Genomic DNA, 12,092 nt, shown 5'->3' with positions numbered 1-12,092 from the left:
GCGGCACCGATCCACACAAGCGTGCAAATACCGCACTACCTACCACGCTGCGTACCGTGAGCCGAGCGTTTCCTACTCATATCGAGCTGCCCAAACGTGGTGGACTCGCGACCGAATGCGGGTTGCACGAGTGTTGTGTGCAGCCGCGACCGTCGCCGCGTTGAGCGGTTCGATCGCGATGCTCGGTCCAACAGATGTGCGCCCACAGCCGCGCTGGATGACATTGGCAGCGGTCACCACGTTCGCCACCTTCTTCGCTGCCGGCAGCTGGTTCCTTGCCTGGTGTTGGGCGTGGACGGAGACCACTGGCGATCGCTGCCGCAATCGCCGTCATGGTTTCCTTCGCCGCTGTCAGATCCGATCGCACAGGGCGAGCATCTACGACCTGTGGGGACTGATGTGCATGGGAATAGGTGTCATCCTTGCGATACCGATGGTCCGGCTGGTCATCGATGGCTGGGAATTGCCTATCTAGCGCGAGATCGACCTCTGAACTGGCGTTATGCGCCCCCGAGTGATCCTGGGTGAAGTCGTCGGTTGACTATGTCTTCGTTCGACAGAACGACTTTCGATCAGCGAGGACTTCGGTGAACAGTGTGCACGACGCCGGCACTGGTCGCCGCGCCTCCCGGGACGCCCGCGGGCCCGCCGAAAGGCGAACCCGCGAGCATTTCACACCGGTTGTGCTGCAACGACTTGCAGTTCTCCAGCGGCAATCGCCTCGTCGATGGATTCGCGGAGTCGCGAACAGCCTGCCAGTGCCGGGCCCGGCAGTGGTGATGCGCCCAGTTCGTGACAGGCAGTGCGGGCCTCGGCATTCCATTGGAGGCTTGTCTGGTCCCTGCTGCTCTTCCTGACCGACACCTGGGCCGCGCACTCGCGGCACCGCAGCGGTCGCATGGGGACGTCGTCGAGCCGGTTGTCTGTGCGGGGCTCGTTCATGTCGGAGTTCCGGTCGGCTTGGCCTGGCCGGCGATATTGTCGGCTACCTCTTTGCGCCATACTGCCTGGGCCCGGGTGAGGTCGAGCTCGTACTCGAATCGGTCCACCATCGCCGGTGTGACGTCGGCGCGGTCCAGATAGAACTGGTTGTACCAGCGGCGCAGCTGGTAGACCGGGCCGTCCTCCTCACAGAGCAGGGGGTTGTCGATACGGACCTTGTGCCGCCAGATCTCGACGTCCTGCTCGAATCCGATCCGGATGTAGTCGCCGAGCGCGACCGCCGCTTCGACCGCCACTTCCTCGGGCACGCCGGGCATCTTCTTGCCGATGATGCCGTACATCAGGACGAATTTGTCGGCACTGACCGGGTAGTGGCAGTTCAGCAGAACTGTCTGCTGAACGCCGGTTTCGTAGTGGTAGGTGAGGTCGTCGATCATGAACGACGGCCCGTAGTACGAGGCGACCGATGAGGAACCCAGCAGTTTCGGCTGTCCTTCCGGTGCCGCGAAGTCCTCCCGAGCCTCGCTCTTGAAGTACTGAGACGCGGTGTGGCCCTCGAAGACGTTCTTGAAGTAGGACGGAAGCGAGCCGTGGACGTAGTAGAAGTGCGCCATGTCGACGACGTTGTCGATGATTTCGCGGCAGTTGTTGTCGACGACGGTGGTGTACCAGTGCCAGTCGGTCCACTCGTCGCTCTCGGCACCTTCGATGCGGGGAATGATTTCGTCGGCGGTGGGGGGATTGCCTTCCGGATCGTGCCAGACGAACAGCATTCCGTCCTGCTCGAGGCTCGGCCATGCTCTAGTGCGTGCGAGGGGAGGAACCCGGCGCGCGTAGGGGATCTGTTTGCAGCGGCCGTCGCCGCCCCAACGCCAGTCGTGGAAGGGACACGCGACCTCGTCACCTTTGATCTCGCCTTGGGAGAGATCACCGCCCATGTGGCGGCAGTAGGCGTCGAGGATGTTGATCTTTCCACCGGCTCCTTGGAACACGACGAGCTTGGTGCCGAACGCCTCAATCGAATGGGGCTTTCCGTCGCCGAAATCGCGGAGAAGGCCCAGGCAGTGCCAACCGCGAGCGAATCGGGTCGGCGCGGAGTCCGCCTCGATCTCGCGGATTTCCTGGTCTGATTGCAGGGATGTCATTGCACCCTCCTCGGAGGAAGTGTTCAAGGGCGGCAGCAGGCTGTTCAACCGCCGCCTGGTCAGAAGCGACAACACGTTCTAACAAGACTCAGCGGCATGAAACCGGTCACTTTTCACTGACTGGGAGAGTGTGGAATTCGGGCGAGAAGCCCGGCGGGGGCGGGTGAGGCCGAACGCATGCTCTGCGCCCTGCTCGCCCGCTGCTCTCACAGCCGGGTCGGCTCGATGTCGCGGCACCCAACCGGCGGCCGGTGCGCAGGCTGGGAGACACCGTGCCCCGCCGCAGTCAGGTCGACGAACACGCCGACCGGCCCTGGGCCCGAACGGAAGCCGGTCCCTTACCCGAGACGATTCGCCGGTCCGGGCAGCGGGTGATCACTGCGGGGATCCGGAGCTCGGTGGACGTCCAGTCGCGGTCTCTGGTGAGCAGGATGCGGTGGTCGATCATGGAGACCTCGGCGAGTTGCGCGTCCTCAGCGGCGAATTCACAGCGAACGTCGAGTCCCATCAGCCGCAGCCACCGTCCGGCGCCACCGAGATCGAGGTCGACGAGTAGTCTCGTTTCGCGTAGCAGGTGCAGTCGCACCCTGGTCAGTGATCAAGCTCGCGGCCCGGTCGAGGCAGCCGATTGCTGAGGACGGTAGTCCACTGAACCAGGCCGTGCCCCGCCGACCGATTCGACAGATACCTACCGGCCGTATCGCCGAATGCACGGTTGACCATCATTAATCTATGTCAGATCTGAACTGGGACGACGTCAAGAACTTCTTCGATCCCGCTCTCATGGGCGCCCTGCCGGATATCTACGTCCACGACACGACCGTCGACGACTGGCAGGCGGTGTTCGACCTGGTTCGGTCGAGTGGGTGGGAGTGGGAGTTTCGGGAGGGTGATGAGGTGAAGCCGTTGCCAACGGCTGCGGAGGTGTTGGGGCGGGGTGAGGATGATGAGGTGGTCAGTCTGCATGTGCGGGCGGCGCCGGAGCTGTTGGCGATCTTTCGGCCGTGGTCGGAGTCGCAGGTCGAGTTCGATGTCGATCTGAGTGAGTTGCAGGGGCAGGTCGGGGTCGATGTGCTGTGTGGGTTTCTCGGGGTGATCGGGCGGTTGTTGGGGAAGGATGTGGAGATGGTGGCGGAGGGGGATTTCGGGCATCCGGTGCTGGGGTATTCGGCGAAGGAGGATCGGGTGGTGTTGATGGCGGACCCGCACGACTGAGCGGTTGGGCGGCCGGGGCGGTGGTCCTGGATCTACACTGGTCGGGTGTTCGTTCGACGGCTGATCGCAGCATCCATGTTCGCCACTCTGACCACGTTCGGCGCGGTCGCCTGCACGATGCAGGGCGATGGGTACACCTCCGAGTGCAAGGTCGAGGGGTGCGTCATCACGTTTGATCGCGGCGTCGACGCCGAGGCGAGCGTCCTCGGGCTGAAGGTCAAGGTGCTGAAGGTGGAGGGCAACGTGGTCACCCTCTCGGTGGGCGGGCAGGAAGTCACTGTGCCGGTGGGCGAGTCGGGTTCGACCGAGAGCAACACCGTCTCGGTGCGCGAGGTGACCGAGGACAAGGTGGTCGTCGATATTTCCTCGGGTATCCAGACCGGGGGCTGATCCGGAGATCCGGGCAGACCATTGAGCCGGGCCGCCCCGAATCGATCATCGTCCCGTCCATGTCCCAGGCGTTGAATTCGCAGGGTCCTGGCCAGTGCTCACGTCCACGAGAGATCTGTCGGCTGTAGAGGAGGCAGGCACCGGCAGAGATTTTGGGCGTCCCCGTGGTCGGGCATTCACTCGAAGCAGGCCAGGTTGTGTTGATGGCGAATCCGAACCGGGGAGCGGGGCGTGGTCGGCTGAGCGGGCCGACCACACCGCGGCCTACTCCTGCCCTGCGTCTCCCATACCCGCCCCTTCTTCAGCGATGGGTTCGCCGATGAGCCCCCGGTCGGGGTGCGGCCGCGTCGGGCCATTGAGAGGTAGCTCACATTGAACGAAGGGCCGTTACACACATTTGCCGAATGGGTACTCAATCTAGTTTCGACATGACAGACTCAGCAGCGTTTCACAAGTGAATGGAGCATGATGAGATTCGCCGCTGTTCTCGGGACGTCCGCTGTTGCTGTCGGGCTGGTTCTGTCGATTCCGGTGCAGGCGTCGGCCCAGCCGGGGTCCGGGTGCCATGAGTCCTACGATCCGTGTGTGCCGATCACGTCCGATGTGGACTGTGCCGGTGGGAGCGGAAACGGGCCGGAGTACACCGGGCGGGTGCGGGTGATCGGGCCGGATGAGTACGACCTCGATCGCGACGGCAACGGGATCGGCTGCGAGAGCAGCTGATTCTGGCGGATGGGATCCGGGCGGTCCGCCCGGATCTCAGTCGGGACGGCCACCGACACCATCTGGCTCATACCCACTTCACATCTTGGCTACCTGTGATTCAATCCGGTTATGCGCAAAACCCTGCTGGCAGTCGCGGTGATCGTGGGCTGGTCGGTGTTCGGAGTCGCACCTGCGGAGGGGTCGGGGACGCAGCCATCGTGGTCCGGGGATTACTCGGTGAAGCGCTTTGCGGCGAGCAAGCACGGCACCAGTGTGGCGGCGAGGCAGTGGGAGCCGGACTTCGCTGATAAGTACAGGTTCGAGACGAGTTGCACCGGCGACGCTTGCGTGGCGACCGTGCTCGATGGGCCGACGCCGGCCAACCCGACACTTCCGCTGCCGCCGCAGTACACCTGGGACGGTACGAGTTGGGTTCACACCTATGACTGGGAATGGGACTGCTACCAGGGAGAAGGTGTGCCGAAGGTGTGGGCGCCCGCTCGTTCGGTCGCGTACTACACGCCGCAACCGGACGGGACGCTGGTCGGTTCCTGGCGGACCGATATCGACGGCGGGCCGTGCGATGGCTCGGTCATCATGGACGTTGCGGCCTACCCAGTGCAGCGCTCTCCCCTGCCATTCGGGAGCAGTTCGTAGGAACCGCCGCCGCGATCGGTGGGACCGACGGGCGAGCGAGGTGTAGATGACATGGGCAGGATGCTGATATGGGCGTTCGCGCCACCCACCGGGGGCTCCGCGCCGCCGAGAGCGCCCCGCCCGACGCGCGCTCGCTCAGTCGATACCCTCGTCGATGCTTTCGCCCCAGCGAACCAGCTTCAACCGCCCGCCGTCCTGAACCCATTGGGAGATCGACGCATTCGGCACCGGCGGCAGTGCCTCCGGCAGCTCCGGAGCGGGGCCGGAAAAGACTCGACGCAGCGCGAGGATGGTCGCGTCGTGGGCAATGATCAGAATCCGGGTGCTTGCGGCCGGGCGTTCGAGATCGTTGATGAGGTCGCGTACGCGCAGGGTGACGTCGGCGAGTGATTCGCCACCCGGCGGCCGGTAGAACCAGTCCCCCAATCGCGTTCGGCGTTCGGCTTCCTCGGGTGCGTCCGCGCGGATCGCGGCGGGCGACCACAGTTCCAGCGCACCCATTTCGCGATCGCGCAGGCGTTCGTCGACGACCAAGACCGGATCGAGGCCAGAGCGTATCGATGCCTTCTTCATCGCTTCCCAGGTGTGTATGGCCCGGCGATACGGCGAGCAGAGCACCAAGCTCGGGCGATCCTCGCGACCAAGCCGCGACCACCACACACCGAGTTTCGCGGCTTGTTTCCGCCCGAGCGGGGACAGCTCGATATCCCAGTCGGGAACGCGGGGCCTGGTGTCGGCCGCCGGACCTTCGGACGCCGCATTCACAGTGCTCTGACCGTGTCGAATGGCCAAGACGCCGGCCAACTCTGTGAGTCGCGGTAGGTGGTGCGCGATGTTGTCCTGCATCGAACTGCGCGTTCCTTTCGGATTGTCGCGGCCGTAACGAGAATTCACCGTGCCGATGCGTGGCGGCCGACCTGTTCTGTCAGAGTCGGAACGTATGAGCGTCTGTCATCGTGCCACTGCGTTTTGCGCCGGGCTACTCAGTCTGGTTCTGCTGGCCGGGTGTGCTTCGAACACCGAGCAGCCGCCGGCTTCCCAGCCGACTCCACTCGTCTCGACCGACAACCTCCCCGAAGCCGAGCCCGGCGAGGTACACCTGTTCGGCGTCAACGATTTCCACGGCAACCTGGAACCACCCGAGGATTCGAATGGGCAGATCGCGGGTTATCCCGCAGGCGGGGCCGCCTACTTGTCCACGCATATCGCGCGGTTACGGGCCACCTACCCGGACAGTGCTCTGCTGCTGACCGGCGACAACATCGGGGCGAGCCCATTGGTGTCGTCGCTGTTCCATGACGAACCCACCGTGAACTTTCTGAATTCCGTGCATCCGTCGGCATCTGCGGTAGGCAACCACGAGCTCGATGACGGGGTGCTCGAATTGGCCCGCATGCAGCAAGGCGGATGCGCGCTCGACGGATGTTCGCCCGGGGCACCGTTCACCGGGGCGGCGTTTCCCTACCTCGCCGCGAATGTCGCCGATGGTAACGGGCAGCTACCGCCTGGATTGCGGCCGTGGACGATGATCGACGTGGGTGGACACAAGATCGGTGTGATCGGCGCGGTGACGCCCGAGACGGCGCATATCGTTTTCCCGGAAGGGATTCGCGGATACTCGTTCGGCGATCCGGCGGACACGATCAACAGCTACGTGCCCGAAATGCTCGCGGCGGGCGCGGAAGTCGTCGTAGGGCTGGTGCACGACGGCGGAAAGCAGCAGGTGTCCCGCGCCGACTACAACGGCTGCACCGACATCACGACGAACATCCCCGAATTGGCCAGGCGCACCGATCCCGCGGTTCGAGTGCTTCTCACCGCGCACAGTCACCAGTCCTACGTGTGCGAGCTCGACGGGAAAGTGGTGACGCAGGCGGCGTCCTACGGTCGGCTCATCACCGATATCACCGTGCGATTCGCCGACAGCGATATCGAGGTGCAAGCAGTCAATCGGGTGGTGACCCGGGATGTTGCGCCGGATCCGGCGACCGTCGAGTTGGTCGACTTCTTTGCCGCGCAAGCAGCGCCGCGGGCCGGACGGGTCGTCGGCTCCGCTGCCGAAGCCCTGCCCACATCGGCTGCGCCCAGCGGTGAATCACCACTGGGCAATGTGATCGCCGACGCCATGCTCGCTGCCACCGCCGAACCCACACGGGCCGTGACAGCGTTCATGAACCCGGGCGGAGTGCGGGCCGATATCGGCGCAGGTCCGATCACATTCGGCAGCATCTACGAGTCGCAGCCGTTCGGGAATCAGGTGGTCACCGTCAGCCTCACCGGCCGGCAGATCGTGGACCTGCTCGAACAGCAGTGGAGCAACCCTGACCGGCCGACCGTTCTTTCGGTGGCGGGCATCGCCTACGCGTACGACGATGCGGCGCCCACCGGAAGCAGGGTGGTCGACGGAAGCGTCCGAATCGGTGGCGAACCCTTGAACGAGGTCGCGGCGTATCGGATCACCACCAACAACTTTCTCGCTTCTGGCGGGGACGGGTTCAGCGTGTTCACCCGTGGCACCGACATGGCCGTGGGGCCGATGGACCTGGACGCATTGGAGGCTTATCTCCGTGACCGAGGACCGGTCGTGCCGCCGACGAACCGGATAGATCGGCGCTGACGGCCTCGACCAGGAGCTGGTCACCGCTCCGATACTTCGCCCGGGGTTGCCGCAAGACGCTCGCCGATCACAGCCGTACCCGGGCCGATCCGTCCACCGGGTCCGCGCGCCCCGAACACGTTCTCCGCGTGCAGCTTTCCTCCGCATTCCGCACATACGGTCACCGCCTTCGTGGCGTGCCCGCAGTCGGTGTGCACGATCAGTGCCGGCGGGCCGTCGGCTCCGGCGAGCCACCTGTCACCCCAGGCAATCAGCGACGCGATCATCGGGTACAGATCTCGCCCCATATCGGTCAACAGGTATTCGTGGCGAACCGGATTCTCCTGGTATCGACGCTGTTCGACGATTCCGTGCTGCTCGAGCTTCGCTAGTCGGGTGGTGAGCACGTTGGAGGCGATGCCGAGGTCGCGGCGGATGTCTTCGAATCGGGTGAGGCCTGCGAACAGGTCGCGCAGGATCAGCAGGGTCCATCGCTCGCCGACGATCTCGCTGGCCCGAGCGATCGAGCAGGCGATGTCGGTCAGTGGGCGGCGCATGACGCAAGAATAGTCCATTGCGTTTTGCAAGTGGCTTCGATTAGGTTACTTGCAAAACACAATGGACCTGGGAGTGGATATGGGTTCGGCAATAGCAAGCACGATCGTCGCCCGCTTCTGCGATGCGACGATCGCCAATGACGTCGACACGATGATGGAGAGTTTGGCACCCGACGCCGAATTCGTCTCGCCGCTATCGGGCCGCATGATCTTCCGAGGTCACGACGATCTTCGAGTACTGCTCACCGCAATCTTCGGCGGGATCTCCGAACTGCACTGGCACACGATCACCACCAACGGCTCCACCGCGGTCGCACTCGCCGATGCGCGCATCGGACGGATCGCGTTCACGGATGCGATGGTGGTCGACCTCGATCCGAGCGGTCGCATTCGACGGCTGACCCCACACCTGCGTCCGTGGCTCGCGCTCACCCGGATTGCGTTGGCGGTCGGTCCCGCGCTGTCACGGCATCCGGCGATCATCCGACGGGCGTTGCAGGCGAGACGACATTAGGTCGCGGCGAACCATGCGCCCCGACTCTGGCGGCTCAGTCGGTCAGCAGTGCGACCCATAGGTAGTCCCTCGGTCGACTCACCGCAACCAATGTCTGCCGGGCAAGAACTTCCGCGCGGTCGCGAGCGCCGCCTGTCAGTTCGCCGATGGCGGCGGGCGGCTTTTCGGTGATGTAGAAGACCGCGGCGAAGTCCATGCCTTTGGCACGGTGCACGGTGCCCACCTTCACCGAGTCGAGTTGCGTGCCGTCGTACTTCTCGAGGGGTATCACCGGGAAGCCGGCCCGCTCCACAATTTCCTGGTAGCGCGTGGCTTCCTTGCGTGCGTTGACGATGACAGCGATATCTGCGGCCGGTAGGCCGGAGTCCTTGATGGCGCGGACCAACGCCATGTCTATCTCGGAACGAGCCACGAAGCGTTCAGTGACGCTACCGCCGGGGAGGACGGCGGCGCTGTCGCGCAACACGAAGCCCTGCTGGCCGTCCAGGTCATCGACGGTGTCGGCGGCTTCGATGCGTGTGGTGTAGCGCAGTACCGCTTCCCGGTTGCGGTAGTTGGTGCGCAGCTTTCGACCGCGGCCGGCCAGCGGAATGCCCGCATCGGAGATACGCCAGCCGCCGGCGTAGACCTGCTGCTGTCCGTCACCGACGAGGAGGAGGTTCGCGTCCGGGCCGCCGCCTGCGATGTGGTGGACCAGCTGCAGTTCGAGGAGGGTGAAGTCTTGGACTTCGTCGACGACGACCATAGCGAAATCTTCAGTGGCGTCGAGCGGTCTGGCTCGAAGTTCCTCGATCGCTTTGCGAATGATGTCGTTGAAGTCGTCGATGCCGCGCTCCTCCATCCGCGCCTGATAGGGGCGATAAAGGTGCTCCCACACGTAGTCGCGTCGGCCGCCGTGCAGTTGAATGCCTTCGCGGCCCGCACGTCTGATCGTCCGGTAGGCGTCTCTGGTGGGCAGGCCACGGCCTTTGATGACTCGATTCAGCTCGTCCTTCCAGTACTGATAGTCGGTGCCGTCGATCTTGCTCAACACCTCGCGTGCGCGTTGCCATGCTCGGGCGAAGGCATCTTCCTGGAGCCGCTCATCGAGGTAGAAATGCACGTGACGGCGCCTGAGGAAGTCGGCGGTCCACGCGTGCAAGCCGATGAACTCGGTGCGGTCGAGCGCATGCGGGGCAAGGTGGGCGAAGCTGTGCCGGTGGTAGTTCGGCAAGGTCCTGACGAAGCTGGTGAACAGGATCCGACCGGGGTTGCGTTTGGCGAAATGCGCCATCCGGTGGAGCGCGACTACAGACTTACCGGTACCCGCCGGGCCGCTGAACCTGGCGGGACCGCTGAATTTCGTGTGCACAAGGGCGAGTTGATCCGGGTCGAGGAAGGTCATCCAGTCACGGAACGGGCGGGTCAATCCGTTCGTTCTCGCGTCGTCGGCCAGTGTTGATTCGCCGAATAGTCCGTCAGTTGAAACAGGCTCGACTGTGGGGGCCGACTCGGTGGAAATGCGCTGATACCAGGTCAATCGGTCCGAAACCGAGAGGGCGATCTCCCTGGCCCGGCGCTGCGACAGCTTGGTTTCACCGGTGATCAAGGTGGTGCGAATGGTGGATTCGTCGACCGCGATGAACTGATCGTGCGCCTCGGTGACCACGGCGGACGTCATCAGCAGCACGATGTCGAGCATGTGCGGCACGAACTGTTCGCGACCGAACAGCAGACCCGCGAACGCTTCCTCGGCATGTTTACGTACACGCACCAGGTGAGCGCGCGAGGGCACGACATCGGTGAATACCAAGGCGTACACGCCAGTTCGGCCGATCGCGAACCCGGAGGCGCGCCCCTCGTTGTCGCCGGCGCGGTCGATCAGCAGGTGCCAATCGCGCTCGGATAGTGGAACCGACAGAAACCTCCGCTGTGCCGCCGTGAGCCGCGGTAGGTCGGCGAGTGCGCGCTCCACCCAGCGGCGTCTGCGCTCACGAGCAATGTCGGTCATGAGGGACCCCCTGACTTCCGGATGATGTTCGCATCCGGAAGGAAGTTTACCGGAACATTGTCGCTTCAACAGTGAATTCCGCTTGTTGCCAAGGGAATTGGAAATGTTCTTGCAGATGTTATTGCATTGGTTTCGCACGGTTCTCGACTCGACCGCCCGGCCCTCGGGGCAATCCAGCACGGCTGTGTCACCTGGCCGCCCCAAAGACCCCCGGGGTTCGTACTAGACGATGGCCCGCGACGGGCCGGACGCGAAGCAGAAGCTCCCACGCCGACACGCCGTCGACGCCGAAAACGCCGATAGGACATCGGATGCGCAACACATCCACCGCGAAAACCAGCGCCCGGATTTACTCGAATGTCATGCTGCCAACAGCCGATCGCGTACCGGCGATCACCAGCGAGGGGGATGTCGATGGATGAGTTCCGGGTGTCACTGCGGCCCATTCCCATGTACGAGCCGCCCGCGCAGCCGTACACACCGCGAGGTTCACAGGAACCGCTACATGCCGGCCACCACACGGTGCCATGCCGGGGTCCCGTTCGACCCCGGCCGGCTGCCGACCCCCATCGGGAACCGGTAGGAATCCGCCGGGCGGCATGCTCTACGGCGAAGGCGAAGCACGGCGGTGAGGCGATGGAACAGGCACGGGTGGCCGCCGAGCGGTCCTTGCGTGTGGCGTTGGAGGTCCTCGACCGGAGGCGTGCGCTCTCCCAGCTCGACGCGCTGGCCGACTCTTCGACTGTCGCGGCGGTACGCACACTCGTCAGGGCTGATCTCGTACCCAGCCGAGAACTCGGGGCGGCGGTACTCGCCGTGGTACACATCGTGATGGTCGACGAACGGAGCGCCGAGATTTGCGCAAGGTACCTGCGCGGGTCCCGCAGGCTCGCACTCGCCGCACGCATCGAACGCTGCGGCCCGAGAGGCTGGCGACTGACCGCGTTACGGATCAGCTGAGCCGGCCCCCGAGAGTCGGGTGTCGGATCAAAGATCTTCTCCAGCTACCGCGCCACCAATCGCTGGACCCACTCCAGGTGCGCATCGACCCCCGACACCACGAACTTCAGGTCGACGAACAGGTCCGAGTAGCCGATGTCGGTCAAGGTCTGGATGGTGTCGGCGACCTGGTCGACAGCGCTGCCCGCTGCGACGTTGATCCGGACATTGCTGGCGATCGCTGCTGGGTCTCGGCCTGCGGCGAGGGCGGCGGCGTCGATGATGGCGCATTGGCGTTTCAGCGAGTCGATGTGGTGGACGCCGGCGGGCACTTGGGCGACGGCCAGCCATCCGTCGGCTCGTTCGCCGATGCGTCGCAGCCCACGCGGGGGTGAAGGCGCCGAGGTAGAGGGGTGGGTGGGGGCGCTGGACGGGTTTCAGG

13 protein-coding genes are annotated in these 12,092 nt (G+C 64.5%); 7 read left to right on the top strand and 6 right to left on the bottom strand.

Annotated elements, in window-relative coordinates:
- Positions 1 to 938: 938 nt before the first annotated feature.
- Both GV792_RS17310 and GV792_RS17305 read right to left on the bottom strand, forming a co-directional pair.
- Positions 939 to 2,087 (bottom strand): Rieske 2Fe-2S domain-containing protein, encoded by a 1,149-nt coding sequence (locus GV792_RS17310; protein ID WP_163825175.1) that lies wholly within the window; start codon positions 2,085 to 2,087, stop codon positions 939 to 941.
- Between the two features lie 286 nt (positions 2,088 to 2,373).
- A complete protein-coding gene (locus GV792_RS17305) occupies positions 2,374 to 2,673 on the bottom strand; it encodes a Mut7-C RNAse domain-containing protein (protein ID WP_309138707.1) in 300 nt (99 codons plus the stop codon).
- Between the two features lie 146 nt (positions 2,674 to 2,819).
- On the opposite strand from GV792_RS17305, the gene GV792_RS17300 reads away from it, so the two are divergent.
- The 4 genes from GV792_RS17300 (at position 2,820) to GV792_RS17285 (ending at position 5,054) form a co-directional block, all read left to right on the top strand.
- Positions 2,820 to 3,302, top strand: a complete 483-nt coding sequence (locus GV792_RS17300; RefSeq protein ID WP_163825174.1) for a hypothetical protein — start codon at positions 2,820 to 2,822, stop codon at positions 3,300 to 3,302.
- A gap of 45 nt (positions 3,303 to 3,347) precedes the next feature.
- Entirely contained in the window at positions 3,348 to 3,692 is a 345-nt protein-coding gene (locus GV792_RS17295; protein ID WP_309138706.1) for a hypothetical protein, read from the top strand.
- A gap of 468 nt (positions 3,693 to 4,160) precedes the next feature.
- The gene (locus GV792_RS17290) at positions 4,161 to 4,415 is read left to right on the top strand and encodes a hypothetical protein (protein ID WP_163825273.1); all 255 of its coding nucleotides are present in this window, start codon (positions 4,161 to 4,163) and stop codon (positions 4,413 to 4,415) included.
- Positions 4,416 to 4,526: 111 nt separating this feature from the next.
- A complete protein-coding gene (locus GV792_RS17285) occupies positions 4,527 to 5,054 on the top strand; it encodes a hypothetical protein (RefSeq protein ID WP_163825173.1) in 528 nt (175 codons plus the stop codon).
- A gap of 135 nt (positions 5,055 to 5,189) precedes the next feature.
- Here GV792_RS17285 and GV792_RS17280 read toward each other — a convergent pair whose 3' ends face one another.
- Entirely contained in the window at positions 5,190 to 5,900 is a 711-nt protein-coding gene (locus GV792_RS17280) for a histidine phosphatase family protein (RefSeq protein WP_163825172.1), read from the bottom strand.
- A gap of 94 nt (positions 5,901 to 5,994) precedes the next feature.
- On the opposite strand from GV792_RS17280, the gene GV792_RS17275 reads away from it, so the two are divergent.
- Positions 5,995 to 7,671: a bifunctional metallophosphatase/5'-nucleotidase gene (locus GV792_RS17275; protein ID WP_163825171.1), complete on the top strand. Its 1,677-nt coding sequence runs from the start codon at positions 5,995 to 5,997 to the stop codon at positions 7,669 to 7,671.
- A 20-nt stretch (positions 7,672 to 7,691) separates the two neighbouring features.
- Here the strand turns inward: GV792_RS17275 and GV792_RS17270 are convergent, their stop codons facing one another.
- Complete coding sequence (locus GV792_RS17270; RefSeq protein WP_163825170.1) at positions 7,692 to 8,207, bottom strand: winged helix-turn-helix transcriptional regulator; 516 nt, start codon at positions 8,205 to 8,207, stop codon at positions 7,692 to 7,694.
- 79 nt (positions 8,208 to 8,286) lie between these two features.
- Between GV792_RS17270 and GV792_RS17265 the strand changes: the two genes are divergently transcribed.
- Positions 8,287 to 8,721, top strand: a complete 435-nt coding sequence (locus tag GV792_RS17265; protein ID WP_163825169.1) for a nuclear transport factor 2 family protein — start codon at positions 8,287 to 8,289, stop codon at positions 8,719 to 8,721.
- 34 nt (positions 8,722 to 8,755) lie between these two features.
- On the opposite strand, the gene GV792_RS17260 is transcribed toward GV792_RS17265, so the two are convergent.
- Positions 8,756 to 10,711, bottom strand: a complete 1,956-nt coding sequence (locus tag GV792_RS17260; protein WP_163825168.1) for a UvrD-helicase domain-containing protein — start codon at positions 10,709 to 10,711, stop codon at positions 8,756 to 8,758.
- Positions 10,712 to 11,347: 636 nt separating this feature from the next.
- Between GV792_RS17260 and GV792_RS30355 the strand changes: the two genes are divergently transcribed.
- A complete protein-coding gene (locus tag GV792_RS30355) occupies positions 11,348 to 11,671 on the top strand; it encodes an Rv3235 family protein (protein ID WP_163825167.1) in 324 nt (107 codons plus the stop codon).
- A gap of 44 nt (positions 11,672 to 11,715) precedes the next feature.
- Here the strand turns inward: GV792_RS30355 and GV792_RS17250 are convergent, their stop codons facing one another.
- Positions 11,716 to 11,982 (bottom strand): hypothetical protein, encoded by a 267-nt coding sequence (locus tag GV792_RS17250; protein ID WP_163825166.1) that lies wholly within the window; start codon positions 11,980 to 11,982, stop codon positions 11,716 to 11,718.
- Positions 11,983 to 12,092 lie beyond the last annotated feature (110 nt).

This window comes from Nocardia cyriacigeorgica, assembly GCF_010868145.1.
Taxonomy (GTDB): domain Bacteria; phylum Actinomycetota; class Actinomycetes; order Mycobacteriales; family Mycobacteriaceae; genus Nocardia; species Nocardia cyriacigeorgica_D.
This window is presented reverse-complemented; position numbering and strand designations above follow the sequence as displayed.